Origin of the sequence: Bdellovibrio sp. BCCA (assembly GCF_037996825.1) — a bacterium.
Lineage (GTDB): Bacteria > Bdellovibrionota > Bdellovibrionia > Bdellovibrionales > Bdellovibrionaceae > Bdellovibrio.
This window is the reverse complement of record NZ_JBBNAC010000001.1, coordinates 433,066-458,452: the sequence shown is the minus strand read 5'-3', so window position 1 is coordinate 458,452 and position 25,387 is coordinate 433,066. Positions and strand designations below refer to the sequence as shown.

General features: G+C 45.9%; 26 protein-coding genes. 11 read left to right on the top strand and 15 right to left on the bottom strand.

Features of this window, described 5'->3' with window-relative positions:
* Positions 1-80 precede the first annotated feature (80 nt).
* The 6 genes from AAAA78_RS02320 to AAAA78_RS02295 all read right to left on the bottom strand — a co-directional run bounded on the left by AAAA78_RS02320 (position 81) and on the right by AAAA78_RS02295 (position 6,304).
* Positions 81-1,181: a hypothetical protein gene (locus AAAA78_RS02320; protein WP_340590111.1), complete on the bottom strand. Its 1,101-nt coding sequence runs from the start codon at positions 1,179-1,181 to the stop codon at positions 81-83.
* Entirely contained in the window at positions 1,178-2,581 is a 1,404-nt protein-coding gene (locus tag AAAA78_RS02315; protein WP_340590110.1) for a CFI-box-CTERM domain-containing protein, read from the bottom strand. The genes AAAA78_RS02320 and AAAA78_RS02315 overlap by 4 nt, the downstream gene beginning before the upstream one ends.
* A 524-nt stretch (positions 2,582-3,105) precedes the next feature.
* A complete protein-coding gene (locus AAAA78_RS02310) occupies positions 3,106-4,113 on the bottom strand; it encodes an aspartate-semialdehyde dehydrogenase (protein WP_340590109.1) in 1,008 nt (335 codons plus the stop codon).
* On the bottom strand, positions 4,097-4,945 hold the full coding sequence (gene pssA / locus AAAA78_RS02305) for a CDP-diacylglycerol--serine O-phosphatidyltransferase (protein ID WP_340590108.1): 849 nt from the start codon (positions 4,943-4,945) through the stop codon (positions 4,097-4,099). Before pssA ends, AAAA78_RS02310 begins: the two co-directional genes overlap by 17 nt.
* 36 nt (positions 4,946-4,981) lie before the next feature.
* Positions 4,982-5,569 carry a diacylglycerol/polyprenol kinase family protein gene (locus AAAA78_RS02300; protein WP_340590107.1) on the bottom strand — a complete coding sequence of 196 codons (588 nt, stop codon included), beginning with the start codon at positions 5,567-5,569 and terminating at the stop codon, positions 4,982-4,984.
* 228 nt (positions 5,570-5,797) lie between these two features.
* Complete coding sequence (locus tag AAAA78_RS02295; protein ID WP_340590106.1) at positions 5,798-6,304, bottom strand: hypothetical protein; 507 nt, start codon at positions 6,302-6,304, stop codon at positions 5,798-5,800.
* A 138-nt stretch (positions 6,305-6,442) separates the two neighbouring features.
* Here AAAA78_RS02295 and AAAA78_RS02290 point away from each other — a divergent pair, with 138 nt between their 5' ends.
* Positions 6,443-7,543 carry a PKD domain-containing protein gene (locus tag AAAA78_RS02290; RefSeq protein WP_340590105.1) on the top strand — a complete coding sequence of 367 codons (1,101 nt, stop codon included), beginning with the start codon at positions 6,443-6,445 and terminating at the stop codon, positions 7,541-7,543.
* A 39-nt stretch (positions 7,544-7,582) separates the two neighbouring features.
* Here the strand turns inward: AAAA78_RS02290 and AAAA78_RS02285 are convergent, their stop codons facing one another.
* A complete protein-coding gene (locus AAAA78_RS02285; RefSeq protein ID WP_295900100.1) occupies positions 7,583-7,990 on the bottom strand; it encodes an ExbD/TolR family protein in 408 nt (135 codons plus the stop codon).
* 3 nt (positions 7,991-7,993) lie between these two features.
* Positions 7,994-8,623: a MotA/TolQ/ExbB proton channel family protein gene (locus tag AAAA78_RS02280; RefSeq protein ID WP_295900101.1), complete on the bottom strand. Its 630-nt coding sequence runs from the start codon at positions 8,621-8,623 to the stop codon at positions 7,994-7,996.
* Between the two features lie 77 nt (positions 8,624-8,700).
* On the opposite strand from AAAA78_RS02280, the gene AAAA78_RS02275 reads away from it, so the two are divergent.
* The gene (locus AAAA78_RS02275) at positions 8,701-10,509 is read left to right on the top strand and encodes a sulfatase-like hydrolase/transferase (protein ID WP_340590104.1); all 1,809 of its coding nucleotides are present in this window, start codon (positions 8,701-8,703) and stop codon (positions 10,507-10,509) included.
* Between the two features lie 2 nt (positions 10,510-10,511).
* On the opposite strand, the gene AAAA78_RS02270 is transcribed toward AAAA78_RS02275, so the two are convergent.
* From AAAA78_RS02270 to AAAA78_RS02245, 6 genes are read right to left on the bottom strand one after another with little or no spacing between them, the layout of a single operon-like run.
* Positions 10,512-11,198: a hypothetical protein gene (locus AAAA78_RS02270; RefSeq protein WP_340590103.1), complete on the bottom strand. Its 687-nt coding sequence runs from the start codon at positions 11,196-11,198 to the stop codon at positions 10,512-10,514.
* Position 11,199: 1 nt separating this feature from the next.
* Positions 11,200-13,227 (bottom strand): FHA domain-containing protein, encoded by a 2,028-nt coding sequence (locus AAAA78_RS02265; protein WP_340590102.1) that lies wholly within the window; start codon positions 13,225-13,227, stop codon positions 11,200-11,202.
* Positions 13,227-14,414, bottom strand: a complete 1,188-nt coding sequence (locus tag AAAA78_RS02260) for an FHA domain-containing protein (protein WP_340590101.1) — start codon at positions 14,412-14,414, stop codon at positions 13,227-13,229. Before AAAA78_RS02260 ends, AAAA78_RS02265 begins: the two co-directional genes overlap by 1 nt.
* The gene (locus tag AAAA78_RS02255; RefSeq protein WP_340590100.1) at positions 14,414-16,084 is read right to left on the bottom strand and encodes an FHA domain-containing protein; all 1,671 of its coding nucleotides are present in this window, start codon (positions 16,082-16,084) and stop codon (positions 14,414-14,416) included. The genes AAAA78_RS02260 and AAAA78_RS02255 overlap by 1 nt, the downstream gene beginning before the upstream one ends.
* A complete protein-coding gene (locus AAAA78_RS02250) occupies positions 16,071-16,418 on the bottom strand; it encodes a DUF192 domain-containing protein (RefSeq protein ID WP_340590099.1) in 348 nt (115 codons plus the stop codon). The genes AAAA78_RS02255 and AAAA78_RS02250 overlap by 14 nt, the downstream gene beginning before the upstream one ends.
* Positions 16,418-17,356, bottom strand: coding sequence for a type II secretion system F family protein (locus AAAA78_RS02245; RefSeq protein ID WP_340590098.1), 939 nt, complete (start codon positions 17,354-17,356; stop codon positions 16,418-16,420). The genes AAAA78_RS02250 and AAAA78_RS02245 overlap by 1 nt, the downstream gene beginning before the upstream one ends.
* On the opposite strand from AAAA78_RS02245, the gene AAAA78_RS02240 reads away from it, so the two are divergent.
* The 6 genes from AAAA78_RS02240 to AAAA78_RS02215 all read left to right on the top strand — a co-directional run bounded on the left by AAAA78_RS02240 (position 17,355) and on the right by AAAA78_RS02215 (position 21,300).
* Positions 17,355-17,936 carry a Maf family protein gene (locus AAAA78_RS02240; protein ID WP_340590097.1) on the top strand — a complete coding sequence of 194 codons (582 nt, stop codon included), beginning with the start codon at positions 17,355-17,357 and terminating at the stop codon, positions 17,934-17,936. The two genes, AAAA78_RS02245 and AAAA78_RS02240, sit on opposite strands and share 2 nt — an antisense overlap.
* 63 nt (positions 17,937-17,999) lie before the next feature.
* A complete protein-coding gene (locus AAAA78_RS02235; RefSeq protein WP_340590096.1) occupies positions 18,000-18,839 on the top strand; it encodes a S1 family peptidase in 840 nt (279 codons plus the stop codon).
* Positions 18,840-18,860: 21 nt separating this feature from the next.
* Positions 18,861-19,520, top strand: a complete 660-nt coding sequence (locus AAAA78_RS02230) for a YggS family pyridoxal phosphate-dependent enzyme (protein ID WP_340590095.1) — start codon at positions 18,861-18,863, stop codon at positions 19,518-19,520.
* Between the two features lie 45 nt (positions 19,521-19,565).
* Positions 19,566-20,393, top strand: a complete 828-nt coding sequence (locus tag AAAA78_RS02225) for a pyrroline-5-carboxylate reductase family protein (protein ID WP_340590094.1) — start codon at positions 19,566-19,568, stop codon at positions 20,391-20,393.
* A gap of 61 nt (positions 20,394-20,454) precedes the next feature.
* Positions 20,455-21,003, top strand: a complete 549-nt coding sequence (locus AAAA78_RS02220) for a DivIVA domain-containing protein (protein WP_340590093.1) — start codon at positions 20,455-20,457, stop codon at positions 21,001-21,003.
* Between the two features lie 12 nt (positions 21,004-21,015).
* On the top strand, positions 21,016-21,300 hold the full coding sequence (locus AAAA78_RS02215; RefSeq protein ID WP_295900115.1) for a DUF167 domain-containing protein: 285 nt from the start codon (positions 21,016-21,018) through the stop codon (positions 21,298-21,300).
* Between the two features lie 16 nt (positions 21,301-21,316).
* Here the strand turns inward: AAAA78_RS02215 and AAAA78_RS02210 are convergent, their stop codons facing one another.
* Complete coding sequence (locus AAAA78_RS02210; RefSeq protein WP_340590092.1) at positions 21,317-22,459, bottom strand: hypothetical protein; 1,143 nt, start codon at positions 22,457-22,459, stop codon at positions 21,317-21,319.
* A 29-nt stretch (positions 22,460-22,488) separates the two neighbouring features.
* Between AAAA78_RS02210 and AAAA78_RS02205 the strand changes: the two genes are divergently transcribed.
* The 3 genes from AAAA78_RS02205 (at position 22,489) to AAAA78_RS02195 (ending at position 25,190) form a co-directional block, all read left to right on the top strand.
* Positions 22,489-23,706: an MFS transporter gene (locus tag AAAA78_RS02205; RefSeq protein ID WP_340590091.1), complete on the top strand. Its 1,218-nt coding sequence runs from the start codon at positions 22,489-22,491 to the stop codon at positions 23,704-23,706.
* A gap of 2 nt (positions 23,707-23,708) precedes the next feature.
* Positions 23,709-24,050, top strand: coding sequence for a rhodanese-like domain-containing protein (locus AAAA78_RS02200; RefSeq protein ID WP_295900118.1), 342 nt, complete (start codon positions 23,709-23,711; stop codon positions 24,048-24,050).
* 102 nt (positions 24,051-24,152) lie between these two features.
* A complete protein-coding gene (locus AAAA78_RS02195; RefSeq protein WP_340590090.1) occupies positions 24,153-25,190 on the top strand; it encodes a porin in 1,038 nt (345 codons plus the stop codon).
* Positions 25,191-25,387: the final 197 nt, after the last annotated feature.

Here is a 25,387-nt window from a genome sequence, read left to right as displayed (position 1 = left end):
TTTTTTAATTGAGCAAAAAGAAAAACCCGAGCGTCACGACGGCCTCGGGTTTTTTTGTTTTTTATTTTTGTAAAAATTATTTAGTAGTCGACCACCACACCCGCACCGATGATGCTTGATGTGAAATCCAAATCTTCGTTAAACGTATTCAGATAACGATAATCCAAAGAGACCCATAAATTTGAAATGCCGTATTCGGAGCGAAGAGTAAAGGCTGTGTCTCTATTCATAGCAGAAATATTAAACAACATTCCCGCGGCACCGTAGGCTCCCGGGGTTCCTACAGCTGAAGGTGTTTTACCATCATCGCGAAACTCGCCGACAGCGACGTAAGTTCCGCCGCCTGCGATATAAGGTGCAAGCCATTGGCGTGACATCCACTCCAAACGGTAGACGACACCGACATTCAACGGAATTGCGACAAAAGTGTATTTCTCTTTCGGAGTCAGTCCACCCATGGAAGCATCCACAAAGCGACCGTTTCCGTGTGCCACGAGGAAGCCAACACCGGCTTGCACGCCCAATTTTCCGTAACCTGAAAAAGGCTGCCATTCATAATCAAACATCATCACGGGTTGCTGGCCGTCAGAATACATCATCTCAAATGTCGTTCCGTCAGCCGCCGTGATTTTTGGCGGGTCCATCATTCCAAAACGGAAGGAACCTGTTTGATCGTACTTGCCAGTCTCTTTTGTTTTATAAACGTAAGCGCCCTCTTTGGTGATGGCGATAAGCCCTTTGGCCGCTTGCGGATGGTGAATGTATTCCACACCACCTTTGGAAGTGCGTTGAACCACATTGGAAGGCTGAGCTTGTTGCACAGGTTTTACTTCGACAACCGGTTCAGCAGGAACCACCGCTGGAGCTTCTTCGACAACGGGAGCTTGCGGTTCTTCTTCAAATTGCAACTCTTCTTCCAATTTTTTGTCGGACTTAGGTTGCTCGTTCAGATTCACAGTTTCTTTTTTTGCAGGAGCTTCAGGTTCTGAACTTTTGATTTCATCTTCAATCGAAAGAGCTTCCGCTTCATCCGGTGAAGTCGGTGCATTCTGAAGAGTGTCAAATTCATTTTCTTCCTGCACAAAAGGAGGCTCCTGTGGAGCGGATTCTTCTTGAGCACGAACGGTATGAAAGGAAACAACGGCGAGCAACGCAACGATATATTTAGGCCAAGATCTCACAGCTCACCTCGGAATCTTCTTCCCAGAACCAGACGGCGATAAAGTTCGATCATTGAAAGTGTCGCCAAAGATAAAATCATGAGAGTCGTCCAGAATCCAAAAGCCACACTCATGCGTGCAAAAAACAAAAGAGGCCAAAGCCCGACGCGCACGAGGCCTTTGCTGACTTCACTTTCGGCAATGAGGTTGGCGTAATAAGGACTGTGCTTATAATAGAATTTTACAAACGAACGTCCCCAAGAATGGCTGAGTAAAAATTTATTACGGAAGTCTCTAAAGCTTTGTACTTCCGGAGCCATGTCGCTGCCAAATGCCGCTGTCGCAATAAAACAGTGCTTGTCATCCAGAAGACCGATCACTTCCGACGGTGTTGTGCAAAGTTCAGCCACCGTTACTGGAGACCCCGGTGTTCCAGGAATGGGCGTGAAGAAAGAAATAATTCCCGTTGTATCTTGATTCGCCATGACCGTGCAGTAGTGAACGCCGTTATCAAGACCTGTGATGCGGTCATCTGCCACCGGAGGGTCTGCGGATTTATTGACAGAAACATTGTAGTAAGTGGAAGCATTTGAAAGACGAGCCAGAATTGTAGTTTCCGCTTCACCCGTTGTTTGCTCTGCCTCAGTGAAGAATACCAGATTTGAATATTCAAGGCCTGCGACGGGAGTCGCTAGTTTGGTTGCGGAAATCACAAGCTCATCGGCATAGATTTTTCCATCACCAGGATAAGCTTTGAAGTGACAGAAACCACTGTTATCTGCTGATGCCGTTGTATTGCAGTCAGTATAGAACCACTCGGTTCCTGCTGCTGAAGTATCAACGAAGCGAGAAATGACCGTAAAACTTAAAGACTCTGTGGTTGTGCTACCGTTGGCTGTTGTATCGATCCCAATAACGACTTCTTTATTAAAATTCGTTTTACAATTCGCATCTCCGGAAGCTTCTCCACACAAAGCTCCCCAAGGAATTTGGGTATTAAGAACAGTTCCACCATCTTCAATGGTCTGCGTGATCGTTGTGAGCTTGTTGTCACCAATTTTAACAAACGGAGAAGGACTTGTTCCCGCAGCCCCTTGGAAAGCCGTGCGAACCACAAGATTCAAATTCACGTAAGCATTTGTCTTGTTACAAGGCCAAAGCTTCGAACCACCAATATCAGCACCCGTGCAACTATCACAAGTACTAGTGCCATCCATACCCGCAGTACAAGTACCAGCAAAACCACCATAAATCTTAGGTTTAGTAGCATCCGAAATATCTTGATTAGAAGCCCCGCTGATAGACACCAAGGTCATAGTGGCAAAGCTAGAAGAAGAAATAAAAAGACCACCCACCAAAGCCAAAAAAGCCTTAGTCGTCATAGATCCCATCTGAATTCCAATCCTTGGAAATAGAGCCATACCACAATCGAACCATGCCAAAGTCCGGAAGTCAAAAAAACCCACCCTCCAAGACTTTTGTCGCAACATTCAGAGACGGTAAAAAGAGGATCTACCGAACGAAGCTTCGGGGCGGCCGTGTGGGCTAGGAGGGGGCTGAAGCACTCCCGCTCCGTCAGACACGGCATCGTGCCTCACCGCGCTTTGGTACGACGTCGTGTCGGCGCGGAGGTCTGACTCCGCGGAAGTGCTTCAGCCCCCTCCTAGCCCACACTGCCGACAAAGTTCTGTCGCTAGAACACTATTTTTTGGTTTGAATATCGCGCTAGTTGAGGACACATACCAAAGCGCAAACGGGCTGGATTTAAATTGTCGAGACGCTTTTTGAGTTGGTTGCGTTCGGAATTTAACCAGCTAAATCCCTTACCTATTCGGGCATCGCGAGTTCCGCAGCAGCAGATCCCAAAGGGATCGCGTCCGCGAGGACTGTCTGAGCAGTGACCGGATAGGTAAGGGATTTAGCTGGTTAAATTCCGCACCCGGAACTAACTAAAAAAGATCTTCTCAGCGATTTGAATTCCGTTGAGAGCAGCGCCTTTGCGGATGTTGTCTGAGACAACCCACATGAGGTACATTTTTGGGTTTTCTGGGTCGCGGTGGACGCGGCCTACGTAAACAGGATCTTTTCCTGATACGTCTCTTGCTAATGGATAAACGCTTTTCTTTGGTTCGTCTTGAACAACGATGCCTTCAAAGCCCGACAAAGCTGTCATGACCTCGTCGCGGTTTGCGGCTCTGTTGAGTGTGACCCATACAGATTCACTGTGCGCGTTCAATGCTGGAATACGCACTGTGAATGCTGAGACCTTTAGATTTTCTTGGCCCAAAATCTTTCTTGTCTCTTTCATGATTTTGACTTCTTCGCTGCAGTAGCCGTCGTCACTGAAAGAACCGATTTGCGGAATGCAGTTGAACAAAATCGTGTGCGGGAATGTTTTTGGATCTTGAGGTTTATCGTGATTCGCTGTTTGTTCAAGAAGTTCATCGTAACCGCCTTGGCCGGCTCCGCTGACGGCTTGATACGTGCTCACGCGCACTTCTTCTAAACCGAATTTTTCTTGAAGAGGTTTCAGTGCCACGACCAACTGAATTGTTGAACAGTTGGGATTTGCAATGATCTGTGGTTTTGAATTTTTATCAACCAAGTGGCCATTCACTTCAGGAACGACCAACACGGTGTTGGGGTCCATACGGAAAGCCGCAGAGTTATCAACGGCAAAGGCCCCAGCTTTGACAGCTTTCGGAGCCCACTCTTTAGAGATGTCATCTCCTGAAGAAAAGAAAACTAGATCGAGGCCGTCGAAACATCCTTCTTTTAAAACTTGCACGGGCCAAGCTTTGCCTTGCAGCTCAATCTTTTTACCCAGTGAGTTTTCAGAAGCAAAAGGGCGCAGTTCCTCGATTGGGAACTCGCGCTCTGCTAAGATGTTCATGAACGTTTGGCCGACCATTCCGGTCGCACCGACCACTCCGACTTTAAGTTTTCTTTTCATCTTTCTTGGCCTCTTCTTCCTCTTCCTCGAGGACTAGGTCGCTCTCATGCACTTGGGCTGGAGCATACACACTCGGCTTAATCTTACGAATATTTTTACCAAGTCTGAAGATACCAAAGACTGCGCCCAATGCGGCATAGCCCATGAAAAGAACAAAGAGCATCACTTCAGGGCGAAGTGCTACGACAACCAACACACCGACACCCAAGATGAGATAACGGAATGGAAGGCGTTCTTTCAAATCCAAATCTTTAAAGCTGCGGAAACGGAAATTGCTGACCATCACAAGAGCCAACAAAATTGTCATGATCAAAAGACCATAGTTCCCAAGTGGTTCTAGTTCCAAATCTTGGAATGCCAAAACAGAAGACGCCACGATACCTGCGGCCATGGGAATTGGCAGACCTTGGAAATAGTTTTTCTCAACCACATTGGCTTGCACGTTAAAGCGCGCCAAACGAAGAGCGCCACAAGCGACAAACAGGAAGCACGCCACCCAACCCAAGCGGCCGAACGGTTGCAAAGCCCACAAGAATAACAAAACGCCCGGAGCCATACCGAAGCTCACAAGGTCGCACAGAGAATCATACTCAGCACCGAACTTACTTGTCGAACGAGTCAAACGCGCCAAGCGACCATCGAGCTGGTCAAACACCGCCGCGACAACAATCGCGTAAGCTGCGTAAAGATAATTTCCTTTGATGGATTGAATTACTGCGAAGAAACCGGAAAACAAATTTCCCGTCGTCATCAAGTTCGGAAGGATGTAAATATACATCGCCAAACGTTGTGCTCTAACATCTTCAGAATCTAATTGAGTTTCAGTAGCCATTGAGTCTCCTGCTATCGTGCCGATAGCCAGGAAACATTAGCCGACAATGGAGAAAAATCCAAAGAAATAAAACAAGATCGTAAGGCCGACGGCGCTCATCAGAGGAAGAGTCAAATTGTCATCGAGTTTTCCGATTGGAATCAACTCTGCAAAAGCTCCCACGAGACCTGCAAAAAGACTCACCACAATAAGACGATCCACTAAGTAATTATGATAGAGCAAATAGAGGAATGTCACACCTGCGCACACAAAGAACGCAGCCATGAATCCTTGAATGGATTTGTGGCCAAAGATTTTGTCTTTACCATACAAGATTCCAAAATAACTTGCGATCGGATCCGCGAAAGCCAAGAACAACAAAGTCAAAGCCACGATCTGACGAGGGAACAAAATATCAACCGCCAAAACGCCCGTTAAAAGGAACGTCGTCCCTGCGAGCTTTTTCACTTCACTTTGACGCATGATTGGTTTGAACGCGTGAACAGCCCAATCATTCAAAGCTGCATTTTTTTGACGCAAAAAATCGAAAGGAACGAAAAGAGCCCATGCAATTACCAGGATCGTCATGGACACCGCTGGTGGCAGATAGACATAAGCAAGGAACATCGTGAAGACTCCCGACATATGCCAAATCTTTCGAGCATAATGAATGTCCGAACGTTTTTTTAAATCCACTGGTTGTAAAAATCCTTCAAGCATCATCAATCTATTCCAACCGTTTTAGCCTCTGCAGCAGTGTTGTCAAATGGACGCAGACGAGCACAACGCGGCTAACTTAAAGGCAGAGGGAGGGAATATCAATTCAATTGATACTACTCTAGCGACACGCATTAAGATATTGATTTATTTATGTTAAATTTGCGATGAACGCACGCGGATGACCTCTTCCACGGCTTTTCCAGAGCGTTCGCGATAACGAATCGCAATTTCATTGTCGCCCTTTTGCAGCTGAATGAGGTCGGTTTGATATTTATCAGCCCCGCTAACAAAAACGGAAGCCGTGTATCCATTGCTTTTATTGACGATTTCAATGTCGCCATCTTTGAAATTTTTAAGACAGTTTTTACCCTGAAATTGCACAAATCCGCCGGAGATATCCAACTTATTCAAAGCCTTCTTTGCACAGCTTACATCATAGTGAGTGAAGTGAGAAACCGCCGGAGCCATTGCCGCCCCTGAGACAGCAGGAATACTTGCAGGACGACGTTCACCGATAGTCGTTGCAGAATTTTGCGCAAGTTCATCGTTAGAAAATTCATCGTTGGCCGTCAGCGTGTGAAACGTCGGAATTCCCATTAAGAGAACCAAAACAAGAGTGATAAAAAGAAACTGAGTGTCTGTTGGCTGACGTTTAAACATATCATCCTACATCGGCGCTTCAAGGCAGGACTTTAGCTGTGTCAAAATGAGAATACCGGCAATTTATCCGCTTTTTGACTCAAGTGTTTCCATGTTTCTTCCGTATTTTAGTCTAGTAAATTTCGGGGGAAAGTTACTATGACCAAACGTATTCTCAAAAGGATCCGCAATTTCCGCGTCCTCTCAGGTCTATTGATCACTTTCCTCACTATTTTGAGTTTCCAAAACTGTGCTCCACAAAGCCAAATGTGCACCAGCTCCGGTGCCGATTGCAGTACCGAAAGCGCAAGTTCTAGTCCTTCGACAGATAAGGGTTCTGTCTGGGACAGCCGTCCCGGCAATGGCAATTCCTCGGGAGTCGGCGTGGGTAGCGGCTCTGGCGGCAGTGGCTCCGTCAATATCGGTTCCAGCGGAAGCGGCGGTTCAGCGACGGGCGGCGGAGGAATTTCTGTCGGAAGTGGTGGCTCCTCAGGAGGAACTTCTTCTGGTAGCGGCGGTGTCACGGCTGGCGGCAGTGGAACTACAACAAACACAAGTTTCCGTTTCACAAAACAACCGCAAAGCGTTTCGGTGGTAGAAGGTGCAAGCTTCACTATTGATGCGACTGTGTCTGGTGGAACTTATCCTTACACTTATCAATGGTACAAAGACAATCAAGCGATCGGTAACGGCATGGGTGAATACAGCTCTTACTTCGACACCGCTTATTCCTACAGCAAAGAAGGCAACTATCACATTGTTGTCAAAGACGCCAAAGGCCAGAGCATTCAAAGCTCGATTGCGCGCGTGACGGTGCAAGAGCAAGCGGGCAACTGCCCTGCAGGTTCTTATTTCACTTTCACCAACGCGACGTACGACAGCGGTTATGGATATTTCGCTGACTACTTTGATAGTCCACGCGGAAAATATTTATTGCATCAAAGCTACGACACGATGAATTTCCTTTATCAGTATCGCAGCTACACGAAGCTTTACGATTACAATGTGCCAAGCACTCTCGCTTATATGGCAAAAACTTATATCAGTTGTCGCACAGAAATTCCGCGCATTCACACGCCAACACCCAATCCGTCTTATGATGGCGACTGGGGTTACGGCAATCGCTTTAATGACAATGGTTATTGGACTTACCAAGGTGCCGTGAATTTCGAGTGTCACAACAAACGATTGAAGTTGATTTCAAACACTTGTAAGTGGGTGCAAAATCCTAATTACAACAATGGCGGTGGCGGAAATTAAAAATTAAAAACTAAAAAGCCCCTTCTTCAGGGGCTTTTTTTATTTCTTATCGATACTGATTGCGAATTTTTTAACTCCGGAACCCTTGACGATGTCGAGGACACCGACCACTTTTCCGTGCGGAACGTCTTTGTCCGCTGAGATGATCGCCTGAACTTCGGCATTCTTGCCGGCTTCTTCTGTCGCTTTCACGCGGACGTCTTCTTCATTGACGAAAGATCCGTTCAGGTTAATACGACCGTCAGCAGTCAACGCGATATTGAGTTTGCTTGGCGCTGTTTGATCACCGCTGGCCGCTTTTGGCAGATTCACGTTGATCGTTGGTTTCATAAACATCGGCGCCGTCACCATGAAGATGATCAACACCACCAGGATAATATCTACGAGCGGAACGACGTTGATGTCCGCTATGGCTTCGTTGTCATTGCCACTGTCAAATGCAGCCATGTTTTACACACCTTTTTTCTTCGCGTAAGCTAGGCAAAGTTCTTTAACGCTCTCAAGGTTTTGGAAAATACTTTTTACTTGTTTGCTGTAGTAGTTGTAAAAAGCCACCGCAGGGATTGCCACAAAAAGACCTGCCGCTGTTGCAACAAGGGCCATAGAAATACCGGCCATCACTGTTTGTTGTCCTGCTTCTGGAGCTGTTGCTAAATCGTTGAAGGCTTTCATGATACCCAACACTGTCCCGAAAAGTCCTACGTACGGAGCATTCGAACCCACGGTCGCCAAGAAGCCCAAGAATTTTTCCAACTCAGGACGCTCTGTAAGAGCAAACGTATTGAAGATTTCTTCCAAACCTTTGCTGCCAGAATCTTTCATATGCTTAAGTGCATAACCCGCAGCACGGCCCTCGATAGAGTTCGGATCCTTTGCAAGATCTTCCACGTCTTCCAAGCTGTTGCTTTGCAAAGCAAGCTTAATGCGCGCGCGCACTCTTTGTGATTCAGAAGAAACTTTCTTCAGCGCAAAGTAGCGCTCTAAAATCATCCCGATGCTCATGATGCTTAGAAGAAGCAGGATCCAAAGAACGACTTGATCCGCCAGATGAGCTACCGTAAATATTTTTTCTGCGAGCATGGGTGATTTCCTCCAAATCTTTGACTGGGCAAAATTATTGATCCATTATCTCTAAAACCATTACATCCGGTCAAGGTATGCAGAAAATCATTTTAACTCTTCTCCTCACAACACTGAGCTTAGTCCAGATCTCCTGTAAGACAAATGACAGGAAATCCGTGCTGGTTATCGCAGTTGACGAACTGACGATGACGGATGTGACGTGCAGTCAGGAGGAATCCGAGAGGTCTGGTTTTCAATTGCTTTGCAATGAGTCCGTACGTTTCACTCACGCTTTCACGCCGTCAACGCTTGCCGTACCCGCCTTGTCATCGTTAATGACGGGTCTTTATCCTTACCAACACAAAGTAAGACACAACTCTGGACCTGGACTCGCAGCGGAACTGGAATTGGTTTCTGAAGTAGCGCTAAAGCAGGACTATCGTACCAGTTTTTTTTCTGGTGGAGCCCCAGTATTTCGTCGTTCAGGACTCAATCAAGGGTTTGAACTCTTTGAGGACAACATCATTCCGAGCTTCGCAAGCTTATTCCGTCCCTTCAAAAAAAACTCGGAAGCTTTTCTACAGTGGTTAAAACAAGATGTGGGAAATGACGCTTTCTTTAGCGTTATCTATGTTCCCGATCTTCTTTTTACAACGACGGAAACAACAACGGATCTCGGCGAAACTCGCAACCTCAGTTTTGAAAGCCAAATGGATGAGCTTGATGAAAGTTTTTTTGAACTCTTTCAAAGCCTCAAACAATCCAATCGTTGGGACCAAACCACGGTGATTCTGGTTGGCTTAAATGGCCATACTTCCAACGATCGCTACCGCGAACTTTCACCTTTGAACTTGCATGGTGAAAACACACAAGTGGCTTTATTTATCAAACCCTCACAAAAGAAAAAACGCGACGAAGCGATTCACTGGAAAGTCGATCAAAATGTCAGCCTTGTGGATGTCGGCCGCACTCTTTATGAACTTCTTGGGGAAAGCATTGTGGAAAATGGGACTTCCTCGTTCCCCTCACACTCTTTGTTGGACGTATTAAAAAATCCAAATTCTACGAGCCCGGAAGATCGCCCTATACTGCTTGAGTCCGGCTGGGCTTTGTGGAGAAAAGCGGGCCCGCTGCGCACGGCCGGGATTTCGAGCCATGTTCTCTATATCAACGACGAAAAGCCTCTCCTTTACAACACATTGGTAGATCGCTTTGAAGTCAACCCTCTGCCTCTTCTGCAAGAGAGCATTTTACCGACGACCCAAAAGTTGCAAAACTTGATGCATAAAAATCAGTTTCCAGCTTTTACATCTTTGGATTCCGAGTGGACGGCAAAACTTAGCATTCCGTTTGCTCGCTGGATGAGAACGGATCAAGAATCTTTGCTTTTAAAAGATCTCAAACGTCTGATGAGTGCACAACCGCGCAGCTTGGATATTCTTAATTGGACGGCGCAAATCGCTTTAAACCAAAAAGACTGGGAGACACTGAAGCAACTGGGAACTAAAAACAGAGTGTCCGTATGGCAGTACGTCGGTGAAAAAAATCTCAATGGTAAAGTGGCAAAACTCAGTGATTCTTGTTTCTATTTGCTTTCTGGTGTTCTTGAAACAGAGCAATTAAAAAACTGCGGTGATCCACTGTTCTTGGAATTTGTCGATTGGGTTCGCGCTGAAGAACGTGGGCTTTCAAAAGAAGCCCAAAGAAAACGCTTTGAGCGTTCTTTTAAAAACTACATGCTCGACCAACAGATCCAAAGAGCAAATATTGCGGCGGGCTTGATTTGGGATACGTCCCGCGACAACGTCTTTGCGCCTTCGCGCACGGAGTTGGCATTGAGTCTTCCTGAATACACAAGAATTCGCGCTCAAGTTTATAAATCGATTCAAAGTGAAGAGCTTTAGAATTATTGGTCTGAGATTTCGACAAGCCCCAACCAAAAAGGAGCTTCAGGAGAATCCTGAATCATACGATTGGTGATTTTTGAAAGCTCCGTTTCTTTCGGGTCTTTTCCCCAAAGAGAAGAAGCAATCGCCGTGCTAGCAAGAAGGACCAGTTGATCATTTTCATCTACATGTGTGTGACCACACTGCACGTAACAAGTCGGGTCTAAACCTAAAAGCTGTGACGGCAATGGCGGCAAAGTTTCATCGCCTCGCAATTCGGATGAAAGATCTAAACCTATGGAAAGAGGTTGCAGGCTTTGATTTTGTCTTTGGATAAATAAACTAGGACTTCCCACTTGGGCCCAAGCGACTTGCGTGCCTCTTTTAAAGAGAGCCAAAAGTTCCACGCCAGAAAAATATTCCATCTTATTTTCACCGCGATAAAGAATATCGTTGGCGATCAGAATTCCTGTTCTCACGTAATTTACTTCATCTGAAAGACACGTCAAAAACTCAAACGGAGAAGTCACTTCCACGTCAGACTTTGCGGCACTGACATATTTCACCACTTCATCCAAAGCTCTTTGCGCATGCTCAGGCTGCCCCCAAGATGTCGCAATGACGATGAGTGAGCCGTCATCTTCTTGATGAATCAGAGGTTTAGGGCGAATGATTTTCGTGCTGTAGGATCTTTCTTGCAATTTCATCTTAGAGCGCCCCGTACTTTTTCAACTTGATGTAGGCTTTTTTGTAGTACTCACCGTCTGGAACATCCAGTTCAAGGATCTTTCTCCACTTGTCTTTCGCACCGGCTTTGGATTCACCACCATCGACGTTACCAAAACTTTCTTCCAAGATACCCTCTTGATAGATCGTCATCATGCTCTTACGAAGTTCAACCATGTAGCGTTCAATTTTCTCTGGCAAATCCGGATTCGTCGGATCCATCACGCGCGCTTTTCTTAAAGACAAGATAGCACCTTTCAAGTTTTGTGCTTGATAGAACTTATCCGCTTCCGCTTGCAAACTCGCCGTTTTTGAATTCATCATCTGACGAATCGAAGCAATGTTTCTTTGTGACTGGCCTTTAAATCCGTTTGGATCTGGCAGTCTGGACTCGATCACTTTTTCGTAAGCGGCAATCGCATCCAAAGGTTTGCCTTTTTTATGCACTTGCTGAGCCTTATCGTAAAGGGCTCGCATTTTCGCGACCTGCGATTGGTAAGCGGCTTTTTCCACCGCTTTCGCTTCACGCTGAGTGGTGATGATTTCCACTTGCGATTTTAAGTCGACAATACGCGGATGCTCCGGATTGAACTGCAAGACCGGACTTAAACAATCTTCCATCTCTGACATTGTGATGTTGGGATTGATTTTCTTTTGGCATTCCGCCGTTTGTTTTTGAATCTTCTCTTCTGTCTCTAACTTCGCCTTTTCAATCTGCTCTTGGCGGCGTTGCTGCTCTTGAATAAAGATCGCTTCTTTTGAAAGACGCTCGATCTCGCGAATGTCCTCATAATCAGGAACCAACTCCTGAATCTTGATGATTTCGTCTTGTGCCAACTGATATTTTCCCTGCATATAAAGATTCTTGGCATCTTTATAACGCTGACGAACCAACGCCTGCTGCTCTGGCTTTAATTTATTAAAGGCTTCAAGCGGAGAACCTGGTCCCGCAGTTCCTGGCTTCGGGGCTGGAGGAGCCGTTTTTTCTCCACCACTAAAGAGATACGCCACAACGAGCAACGCCACTGCGCCGATGATAATTTTAGGACGGTTTTTTTGAAAATCAAATTTTCCGGAAGGAGGTGGCATCTGGCCAGGAGTTCCCTGCATCGGATATTGCATTTGCTGAGGTTGATATGGCATTGGCGCCATACCACCTTGATAAGCCATCAATTCGTGCGATTGCTGTTGATACTCCATGGGCACTGAATCAGAGCCCATCGGGACCAACGGATTTGGTGGCGGCACATTCACCATTTCAAGGCGGCTTTGAAAACTTGCATCGTGCAATTCAAAATACAAATAATTTGTGAGCACACTGATCGCATCACCACTTTTTAGCGGTGTTGTGTCTGTCGAAGAAATCGGATTGCCATTCAAAAGGGTTCCGTTGACGCTTCCTAAGTCAATAATCATGTATTGAGAACCGGCTCTGCGAATCTCAAACTGACGACGGCTCACGCGCTGATCGCGGATTTGAATATGGCAGGAAGGATCACGGCCTGCAACCCAAGAATCTCCGGCATCAAGACGAAGCATTTCTTTGGTTTCATTTTGTGCATCAACGATTTTGATGTAAGCCGCTGTAGGCGCCACACCAATCACAGTTTTTTCTTCACTGCCATCAAAGGCTTCGCCGTCACTCGCATGAATACCAGTGACCGCTGGAAGATTCGACGACCCCGCATGAGCTTCCGCTGAAGCAGGAACTTCGTCTGAAGTATTTAAATAATCAAACTCATACGGTGGAATTGAAAACTGGCTGCCATGCTCCAGCGTGAACTGTTGCACTTGCTCGCCGTTATAGATCACTTCACCATAGCGGGAAACCACTTCCACATTCCAAGCTCCATTATTGAATGAAACCTTGAAGTGTTCGCGCGAGATTCCTTTTTCAGGTTGCAAAACGATATCGCAATCTTCCTTACGACCGGCAATATAAGAACGATCTTCAGAAAGAGTGATGTCATAGATGGGTTTACCACGAAGGCGGACTCGGAGGCGGGCCATTAGTATCTACCCTCCAAATTCAAAGTACACTCTTCATAGAATTGTTTTGCTTCTTTATAACTCGGATCATCTTTGCGATTTTGAAGCATGGTCATCACATTCGAATAATTCGACTGACACATTCTCCAATTTTTCTTTTCTCTGTAACGGTTGCCTTGAATCATGTTGAATTTCACAAGCTCATCAAACTTAATCTTCGATAAATGATAATAACGCTTTGCCAGCTCGTTGTCAGGGTCCAGATTCAGCACGACCTGAAAAGCTTCACGGGCTCTTGCATATTGACCCTGCTGGAAGTCACGGAAACCCTTAATAAAGTTCTCCTGAGCACGACGATATTGAATAGAATCATATTTTTCTTTTTTCACCGTCAAAAGCTCTTGCGAGCGCTTCTCCGCATCGGCCACGTCTTGCATTGTGATCACGGAAGTACGAATTGCATTCGGATCTTTATTGTTTTTCGAAGACGGCGACGACAAAACATACCACGCTAGCAATCCTACGATCGCCACAATACCGTAAAAACGCGCTTTCGGATTTTGCAACAGTCCGCCACCACTAGCCGCTCCCATCGGTGCCATTCCCGGAGGAGGACCCGGAGGCGGTTGATAGCCACCATAATTCATCGGCTGCGCCGGAGGCATGGATGGATTTGGCATCGTCGGCATCGGACGAGGTTGTTGATAAGCCGGTGCTTGCGACGGCATTGGTTTTGGGAAATTTGGCGTCGGATTTGGATTTGAATTCTGCGCCGGCGTTGACATTGGCATGGCATTACCCAGCCCTTGCAAACCACCTGGAGTCATCGACGGCATGGAAGGTGTTGTCTGCGGAGACACAGGAGTCACTGCAGGAGTCGGCACTTCGACGTGGATACGCATTTCTGTATCACCAATTTGAATCACCGAATCGTTGTTTAAAATTTCGGATTGAACGTTCTGGCCATTGACCAAAATAAAGTTCTTAGAACTCAAATTGACGATCACAAATTCAGTCGGACCACGCTGTTTGATTTCCGCATGTTGACGGCTCACACGTGGATCACCAGAAAGCACGATATCATTCTCAGGACCACGGCCGATAGAGACCGAAGCCTTTGAGAAAGTCGCCTTCAGACCCACATGCGGGCCTTTCACGACTTCGATATCAAACTTTAAAGCGTCCTTCACTTGCGGAGCCGCACTCATTACGAGCCTCCCTCAACTGGCGACACTGTCACGATAAAATAATCCACTTCTTGTCCTGATGAAAAAGCCTGACAGCTTAAAATGCACAAATGTCCACTGAACTCGAGCTGATCCGTATGAATCGCGCGAGGGTTTTCGCGAGTCTTTACCAAAAGCCCTTCGATGTTTTGTTGTAACGCCACGTCGGGAATAGCTTTGAAAAGTTGACCTTGAAGCTGTGTCATATCCGTGCGCGCCACCGAGCTAAATGCAGCATTGCACGCAATAATACGACCTTCGCGAGAAATCGTAATACAAGGGAAGCCCACGATCTGAACCAGATTTTCAGCTTCACCGTCTTTATTCACAAATCCGCTCGCACCAGGTCCACCACTGTCCGTTTCACCGTTAATATAACGAGTCAGAAGACTGTTGATGTTACCGATCAAAGCTTGCAGCGGCGGGAACATAAAGTTCACTTCCGTATTGTCTTTCTTTTCTCTCATCGCTGCATCTAACTGCGCATTGAGAGTGACAATCGGATACTCAATAAGCTTATACATAAAGAAGTAAATCAAAAGACCAATCAAAGAGGCGATGACCAACGTTTGCATGAACAAACTGATCGCGCGACCATCATCGAAGGCCAGGCTTCCGATGTCATACAAAACAATCGCATGCGCCTTCACGGATTGTTCACCCGTGTTCGGATCAAAAAGACCAATCGGGAAACTAGCCCCAATCGTGGATGAATCCACCTCGACAGATTGCGGACGCATTTCTCTGCGGGCTGAATGCACAAACGGAAGATCCGGAGTCGTTCCCGCGCGTGATGCCGGAGCTAAAATCATCCCGTCAGATTGTTGCACGATCAAAACTTGCTTCACACCATCTTCTGCTTCCGCCGCATTCGTGCTTAGTGACGAATAACTGTTTTGCAGAAGAGCCGCTTGGTTGATGGTCGCTACGGTTCTTGCAATCGAAGCCGCACGACGTTTACTTTCATTGATGATACTCGCTCGGGTGATTTGCACCATGGGAATCATCGACAATAATGTTGTTGCGAAAATAAAGAGCACCACAAAACCCAAAAGAACCATTTTAAGTTCCATGAATTGTGGAAGCTTGTACACTCCCGGCAGAGCCACTCGATCTAAATAATCATGGGCCTTGTCCATCAAACCTTTGAAGCCACCTTGTTGATATGCGGGTGCTGGTGTTGGAGCCGCGGCTCCCGCCATACCACCGGCCATCGGTTGTGGCATTCCTTGCGGCATCCCCTGATGTTGAGGCATGCCCATCGGCATTTGTTGTGGCATTTGCGGAGCTGCTCCGCCATAGTAAGGCATCGGTGCTGGAACTCCCGTGCTTGTTCCTGCACGCGGAGCTTGCTGACGTGCCTCCGGAGCTGGAATCACATCGACAAGAACGTCGTGAATTCCTAGCTTGTCACCCAAACGCATAATGCCGTTTTGAATGCGAATACCATTGAGGTATGTGCCGTTGCTGGATTTTAAATCCGTGATCACAATTTTTTCTTTAAAGATCGCGACCTCGGTGTGCTCTTTGGAAACACCGGGACTGAGCAATTTAATATCGCACTGAGGGGCACGACCGATGATGTTCTTGCCCATTTTCAGTTCGATGATAGTTCCCGCTTGCGGGCCTGTCAAAATTCTAAGCGCCCACATAAAGTTGATCTCCTACGCTGACATTCAATCTGCTGACCGATCCAGAAGACATTTCAATCACGGAAGCTGCTCCCCACACCGGAAGAACCAATCGCCAAGGGCGCACGTCTTGGTAAACGGCTTTCACCTTGAGGTTTTTATCTACAAACACACAATCAATTGGAAATTTCATAAAGAACGTATGAATGCTATTGCAATGGTGAATCCACAACGCCTCGTTACTGGCAAGAGACTCTCTTCCCAATAAACCTTTGCCGCGAGTCCAGAAAGTTTTTGCCACTTCCAACTGCGGTACCAAAGTTTGATTTGTTGTTTTACTCATCAATGCTGTCATTACTTTTTCCCATACATGAAGGACACGGCCACCGGTCCAAACACGATAATAAAAACCGCCGGTAAAATAAAAATCATCAACGGAATTAAAATTGTTTGCGATGCTTTCGCACCGGCCTTTTCCGCTCGCACGAATCTTTCCAAACGCATTTGCACGGATTGATCTTTCAACACTTGCGAAATACTCGCACCTGTCGCTTCCGCATCAACGAGCACGGCCACAAAGCTCGTCATCTCGTTCATATCCAAACGCTCTGCCATGTCTTTTAAAGCTTGCGCTTTAGAAGCACCGATTTTGATATCTTTTAAAACGGTTCCCAACTCATCCGCCAAGACACTGTCCGTGCCTTGCGCTTTATCCACAATCTTTTGAATCGCAGAGAAGAAATCCAAACCTGCTTCCACTGACAAAGCCAAAAGATCAATAAAGAACGGCAGATCTGTTCTGACGGAAAGTTCACGACGTTTCTTTTCACCTTTAGCGTGAATCTGTGGAAGATAAAATCCAATCAATCCCATTCCCAGAACCATCAACGTCGGAAGTCCCAACTGCAAAGAGAAGTTCATGATGAGCAAGAAGATCGGGAACATCACGCCCCAAAGAAGCTGCAAACCGATGAATTCATCTTCGTTCAACTCTTGCGAAAGGCCGGAAGTTAAAATGTATTTGCGTACACGTTTACGATAACCTTCACTGCGAATTCTTAAAGCGTGTTGCAAAGTGAATTGATGCACCAACGGACGAGAGAAATTGATCACGGCATTTTTAGATTTCACAGGCTCATCATTGTTCGCCCATGACAGTTGTTGCTTGTCCGCGTTGCTTGCAAAGATAGAATTTACGAATAGGAATACCGCCACTCCTGCGAGTAGCAGTCCAAGAATCAGCATTAATTCTGCGCTTCCCATTTTCGCCTCTTTGTGTTCAAGTACATTCATGACACCACTTGTTTTGGCATCAGAATCGCCACGCCGCCGTGCACTTCTTAAAGAAGCTGGTTTTAACTTTGACGTGGTTCCAGTTAAAGTATCGGAAATTCCTAACAAAAACCTGAATGTAAACGATCAGATTTTAGATATTGCTAGACGTAAAGCCAGAGAAGCTTTTCGCTTACTAAAGTCTAGCAGAACAGGCCCTTTCACGGTGCTAGCGGCAGACACGGAAGTGATCTTTGGCGGGGGGCCGCTTGGAAAACCTCAGGATCGCGACGATGCCTATCGCATTTTACGACTCTTGTCCGGGCATTTTCATGAAGTCATCACTGCCGTTTGCATTATCGATAGTGAAACTCAGAAAGAGCTGTCTCAATTTGAGACCACGCATATCTATTTCAAAAATCTGACGGATGAAGAAATCTGGACCTACATTGATACCGGTGAACCGATGGACAAAGCCGGCGCTTACGGAATTCAAGGCGGCGGAGGAAAATTCGTCGAGCGTATTGAAGGACCTTTTGATAATGTCGTCGGACTTCCGATTGATTTGGTTCGCAAGATGCTTTCTGAAATCTCAAAATGAAAGAATATTGATGACAAGCCCTTGAAGGTCCACTAAACCCCAGAATCACTCCTGGGGGTCCCCGTGAATAAAATCAGTCTTCTATTAACAGTTTTATTGTTTGTTTCAGGTTGCGCAAAAAATGAAACTGGAAATTTGAATATTTCTGAAAACAACAGCGCCATCATTGGCGGCACAGCCGCAACTGCAAAAGACTTAGTAACGCATTCCACAGTTTCTTTTTTGATGGAGTATCAAGGAAAACCTCTTTCTCTTTGCACGGGAACTTTGATTTCTAAAAACATGATTCTGACAGCCACTCACTGTTTGGAAAATCTGGGCGAAGGCATCATGGCGGTTTATATCGGTGAAAAACTTCCTGAAGTTTTTGATCGCAGCAAATTGCTGAAGGTTGCTGGGTGGGTTACACATCCTCATTACAAATTGATTGAAGATCAAAACCGCGTTCCTATCACCGGTGTCAACGACGTGGCGGTTCTTCGCCTTGCTGATGAAGCTCCAGCGTCTGCGATCCCCGTTCCTATTCTTGATCCCAAGACAAGTCTTCAAGAAGGACAGTCGTTGTTGCTTGCGGGTTATGGCTTGGAAAGCGAACTCAATGTGCCGGTGTATTCGACGGGATTGAATTACGTGCACGTGCCTTTGGCAAAAATCGTGGATGCGATTTTGGTGACGGATCAAACCAACAATCAAGGCGCTTGCAGTGGCGACTCTGGTGGTCCTGCGTTTCTGGAAACCGCACAAGGACTTGTTGTTGTCGGCATCACTCGCGGACCTCACGATCAAGCTCAGGATTGCCGTCACTATGGCGAGTACACTTATGCTTCCAAGTTTAAATCTTTTATTTTGAAAGCCACAGCCCAGCTGAAAGGTGAAGCACCAAAATTCGTGACCCTGCAATAAGGGTCATGCTAGATTCAGAACATGAATCTAAAAACACTCACGCAAGAATGTACCCCCGCAAAAATTCTTGCTGTCTCAAAGCTTCAACCTGAATCCAAAATCCGTTCTCTCTACCATGAGGGCCAAAGACTTTTCGGAGAAAATTACGTCCAAGAAGCTTTGGAAAAAATGGATCACCTTCAAGATCTTCCCGATATTCAATGGCACTTGATTGGCAGTTTACAAAAAAACAAAGCCAAACTTGTTGTTGGAAAGTTCGCGTTGATTCACTCTGTGGATTCTCTGGCGCTTGCGGAAACACTGAGCCGCCAATGTGAAAATAAAAACGTCACGCAAAATATTTTGATTCAGGTCAACCTGGCAAAAGAAGAGACCAAAGGCGGTTTTGACAAAGAAAGCCTTCTTAAGTCTTGGCAAACTCTCGCGGAACTTCCTCATTTAAATATAATGGGTCTGATGACGATGCCTCCATTAACCGAAACAGGTGTGGAAGTGCGTCTTTATTTTAGAGAGCTCCGTCAATTGCTGATGGAGCTTCGCTCTGAAACCAATTTAAAGCGCCATCCGCTCACGGAGCTGTCAATGGGCACAAGCCATGATTTTAAAGTGGCCGTGGAAGAAGGTGCAACCATTGTGCGTCTTGGGACTATTTTATTTGGCGAACGCCCCGCCAAAATGTAAGATAAAACCAAGTACATGACGTACTTGTAGTGCGTTCGGAGAATTATGAACCCATTGTTGAAAACGCAAAAAATCGGTTTTTTGGGTGCGGGCAACATGGCCCAAGCCATGATCAGAGGCCTTATCGAAGGCGGCATTCCAGCTAAAAATATCTTCGCGACAAATCGCTCTGAAGGAAAACTGCAAAGACTGGCAGAGACTTTTAAAATCAATCCTGAATCTAGCAATGAAGAATTGATCGACAAGTGCGACATTATTATCTTGGCCGTAAAACCTCAGGATTTGCTCAATGCTCTTGAGCCTGTGACACGCGCATTTGACTCCAATAAAATTGTCATCAGTGTTGCTGCAGGTATTCGCATGGAAAAATTAGAGCGCTATATTCAAGGTGCTCGCCTTTCCCGTGTCATGCCCAACACTCCGTCCTTAATTGGGCGCGGAGTGATCGGATATCTTTTGAATGACGATGATGACGGCGCTTTAGAAAGCACAGTGGAAGATCTGTTTGCTCCTCTGGGAAGAGTCATTAAAGTTCACGATGAAGATCAGTTCGAAGCTTTGATGGTCTCTTGCTCTAGCGGTACAGGTTTCGTCTTTGAGATGATGATGTACTGGCAGGACTGGATTGAAGAACATGGATTTTCTGTTGAAGAAGCCCGCATGATGACGATTGAAACATTTGTCGGCGCTTCTTTGTTAGCAGCCCAGGCCCGCGAAGGGGTTGAGGACTTGCAAGCTCGGGTCACTTCTAAAAAAGGTGTCACGGCAGCTGGACTTCAGTCCATGCGCGAACTGGAGATTGAGCGCGCTCTTCGCATTAGCTTTGAAAAGGCTGCGATGAGAAACAAAGAAATGGCCCGGGAAATCAAATAATCTTGCGCTGATACAGACTCGGCCTTTATCCTTAAGTCATTATTGTTCAAGGAGGAACAAGATGAGAATTACTCCTATCGATATTGCTCACAAGTCTTTTGGTAAAAAGATGATGGGACTCGATGCTGACGAGGTTATGGACTTTCTCCAGCAGATTGCCTCTCAAATGGAATCTTTGATCCAAGAAAGAAATTCTTTAAAGGAAGCCATCCGCGAAAAGGAACTTTCTTTGATGGAATATAAAGAACGCGATCAAGTTCTTAAAGAGACTATCGCAACGGCAACGCAAATGGCAGAACGTCTTCGCCAGGATGCCGACCGTGAAGCGAAGTTGATTATCGCTGATGCTCAACAAAAAGCAGAGATCATCACTCGCGACTCTCGTGATTCATTGAAAAAAATGTATCAAGAAGTGACGGAACTTAAGCGTGCCCGCATGCAATTTGAAGCGAACTTGAAAGCTTTGGCGCAAGCTCATTTATCTTTGCTAGAGCAAGGTGAAAAGTATATGCCACAAATGCAACTTCCTGGTCACAATATCGTGAATGGAAATGGCAACGGCGCGACTCCAGCCCGCTCTTCAAACGTATCTCCTCTTTCAGCAGAATAATTGCCGAAGACTATGATTGAATCAATAAAAGGTGGAGTTCGACTCCACCTTTTTATTCAGCCGAAATCCTCGAAAAACGAAGTTGTGGGTCCTCACAACGGCGAACTTAAAATAAAAATCACAGCTCCCCCGATTGATGGCCGCGCCAACGAAGGCCTGATCGAATTTCTTTCTGATTATTTTGATATTCCTAAGCGCAGTGTTGTCTTAGTGAAAGGCGATACCGGTCGCCACAAAACGGTGGATCTTTTGGGCGTTGAAGAATCTCGAGCAAAAGAATTATTAAAGCTGACATAAAAAAAGAGCCGCTTTATTAGCGGCGTCTTTTCTTCTTATTCGACTTTAATTCCAACTGAAATTCAGTGTCGTCCAACTGCTGTTGCAGCTCTTGATCCTGCTGAATGCGTTGCTTTTTCGTGGGACGAGGTGTGAACAAAGTCTGATCAACTCCATCATCCGTTTCTTCTTTAAATTGCTGAACTTTTTTATCCGAACTCATTTGGTTATCGTACATATTGGATCGATAGTTCGGAACGGGAGAATTGACCGGCGTATAAGCTTCTTCAGTTGTGTAACCTTCCGTCATATCAAATGTGTAGCGAATAAATCCGCCCACATGAAATCCCGCCGCCGCATTTGAACCCATCAGTGTGGCGCCGCCGTTGGCTTGAATACTCCACTTGCGATTGATCAACCATTTTGCATACAGCTGTGTATCCATTAAAGCTGGATTGGCTCCGTAAAATTTTAAAGATCCCGCGTTCACACCATTGATGTAAGAGGTGCGCGACAATGAATTTTTGTCTGTATCATCCGAGACACTTTGATAACCGAAAAGTTCTGCCCCCAAACGAATGCGATCCATTTTTAACTGCGCACCGACTCCCCAAGGCATCAGGAAGGAACGTCCTTCCGCCCGATAGTTGAAGCCAAGCCAACCATAACCACGGAAAGAACCGAAATCTTTTTGCGCGATCACACGCGAACGCACTTCAATAACGCCTTCGGAGTTCATCACCGTATCTGAAGTATTATCAATTTTTTCGAACGGGAACACGGCGATGACTTCCGGAATCAACTGAAACATCTCGTTATAGATAAGAAAATCAGCACCCACGGCACCTTCACTCAACGTGCTATTCGTTCTCGTTGCGATGGAGTCTTTGCTTTCTGCACTTGCAACATTTCCCCAACCAAACACAGACCAATTCTGACGAGGCATATAACGAGTCGCCAAAGTGATATCGATCAATTGATAGTGATTTCCATTGGGAAGGTTCTGGCTGCTTCCGCCAGATTCAGGGTAATTGGCTTCCGAACGAAAGAATTGGGAGCTGACTTCAAACTCCCAAGTGTCTCGCTTGTATTCCTTGTAGTTATCCAATGCCCAGACAGGGAAAGAAAAGAAAAAAAGTCCTGCAAAGGCGAACGTCAAACGCTGAAGATTATTTGCCATTTTCATAACTTCCTAATATTAACAACCCTATGACGTCGACATCAAACAAATCACGGCTTGCTATCATCTTTTTCACCGTTTTCCTTTATTTAGTGGGCTTTGGTGTAGTCATTCCCATCATTCCCATCTTAAGTCGCAACTTTGGCGCAACAGCTTTGCAAACGGGGCTTCTTCTCTCTGTTTACTCGCTGATGCAGTTTTTATTTTCTCCATTCTGGGGTCGCCTCAGCGATCGCTTAGGACGCCGACCTATTTTGCTTTTCTGCCTTTTCGGTGAGGGCCTCTCGTACATTCTTTTTGCGTGGGCCCGCTCTTTAGAGTGGCTTTTTATTGCACGCATCCTTGCCGGATTTTTTGGAGCGAGTCTCTCCACCGCCTCGGCTTATATTTCTGACATCACACCAAAACACGAACGCTCCAAAGGCATGGCTTTGATTGGTGCCGCCTTCGGCTTAGGATTCGTTGTCGGTCCTGCGTTAGGCGGAGGCTTAGCCGTTTGGGGCCACCATATCAATCCAGCACCTCACTTCGACACTTCATTTTCAGCATATTGGGTGTCCGTTTTGTGTTTTGCAAATTTCCTTTTTGGAATCAAGTTCCTCACTGAATCCTTAAGCGAAAAAAGTGAATCTGCGGAGAAGAAAAAAAGATTCTCTGTGATGTGGCACTATTTAAACGTGAAAACTGTGGGCCCTTTGATGACAGTTTTTCTTTTGTGCTCTTTAGCGATGTCGTCGATGGAAGCGACATTGATTCTGTTCATGGGCGAAAAATTTCAGTGGGACGTAAAACAAGTGAGCTTCGGTTTTGCTTACATCGGTGTGATCATTGTTTTCACACAAGGTTTTTTAGTGCGCCGTCTTTTACCTAAATGGGGCGAGCGCAAAGTGTTGGGTTTGGGATTAACCTTGTTTGCCCTCGGCCTCACGAGCATTGCCATCTCTGGAAGCATTTCTGCCATGGCCATCGCAATGACACTTCTTTCACTTGGGAATGGACTTTCGAATCCTTCCATCTTAGGAAGTATCAGCTTGCTCACAGATTCCAAAGAACAAGGCGTTACCCTAGGAGTCACTCAAAGCATGGCTTCACTTGGGCGCATCATCGGCCCCGCCATGGGTGGAGCTTTGTATGGAGCCGTGGCCATCACAGCTCCGTTTTGGGCCTCAGGACTGTTGGCGTTTGTGGGATTAGGTATTGCTTTGATAATTTATAAATTTATTCCCGAACACGGGCGCGTAGGTTGATCATGGAATTTAACAGCATCGGCTTTTTTCAATTCGACAATTTGCTGCGCAACCGAGTGCCGCTTCTTTTGGTAATGCTTGAAGAAGTGAATTTGAAGCCGTGGTACGACAGTGTCGTACAAATGCACATTCAAAACGCAACAATTTCATGTACATCCAAAGAAGAAGCGTTGAAGCTTATTCAAGATAAAAAACTGCCCGCACACTTTGGTATCGTCGTTTTAGATCAAAAAGGTGACAAAAGCCCCACCGTGGTTGCAGAACTTGAGAAGGTCGGTTTCACAAACGCGTTTTATGTTAAAAATGGTTTTGTCGGAATTTCTGAAGAGCGCAACCAAAACTAAAAGCCAACTGACAAAATAAATTAAAGCGTCCTTGGCGGCAGCCGTTGTTTGTAACATACTATGTACATTCGAAAACCTAAAACTTTAAACAAGGATGTACCAATGAAAAAGTTTTTGATTGCAACGTTGGCGATGACAGCCATGACAACAGCGGCACACGCGGGCTCTTTGAGTCTGGACATGCGTGCAGACTATAACTCCACAACATTTAAAGACACTCCGGGATCGACAGATCAGACGAAGTTTTATTTCAAAACGGGTCGTCTTGATTACCAAGGTAAAGCTCTTGAAGATCTTACTTTCCGCGTGCGCTTAGCATTCAACAAAGACGCCACTCGCGGTGTTGATGCTTCTCAAACAGCTGTTGAGTACGCGTACTTGTCACATAAGATGTCTGATCTTTTCACTTTGACAGCTGGTAAATTCAACACTGAATTCGGCGGCTTCGAAGGCGCTACAAGCGGCGCTGATTTGTACTTAACTTCTCCGTTCTACACTCCAACAGGAGCTTCTACGACTCTTCTTGGCACAAAAGATCTTCTTTATATGACTGGCGTGAAGGGAACTTTCTCTTTCGACGGCCAACAAATCCATGTTCTGGCAACGAACGAACCTGACACAAAAGCAGGTCCAACAGCATCACAAAACTCAAGCATGTGGGGCGTGATCTGGAGAGGCGCTTTCCTAGAAAAAGCCTTGAACTTCAACTTGAGCTATCACACTCTTGCCGGCCCGGCGAAAGACGACAAACACCAATTCATCGCAGCGGGTGTTATGTGGAACTCAAGCCCGATCTCTGCATCACTTGACTACTTGATGGGCGAATTCAAAGCCGACGCAACAGGTTTCAAAGATTCTGAATCTTCATTCGTAGGAAAATTGGCTTACACAGGTTGGGAACAATGGACACCACGCCTTGAAGTGATCTCAACAGAAGAAAAAATCGGCGGCGTCACTGACAGAACAAACAAATACATCGCTTACGGTGTAGTTGCTGAATACAAACCATACACTGACACAAACTTCCGCTACCACTTCGCCTACAACAACACAACAGGCGATCTTGATGGTGTAGCCGACAAAACAGTCAGAGACGAATTCGTAGTAGGCGCCCGCTTGCTAGCAGATTTCTTGAAGTAAGCTGATTAATAAAAGCAAAAAAGGGAGATCAACAAATCTCCCTTTTTTTATTTCCAAGACTCGACAATAGTCGAAATAATCAAAAACCCTTTAGTAATCTTCAAAACGCGTCGAATACGTAAGTAGGTTGTTTTACGCATCGGACACCTCCTGTAAGTTTTCGGACAGGAGATCCACCAAAAGCGAGTCTGGCAAAG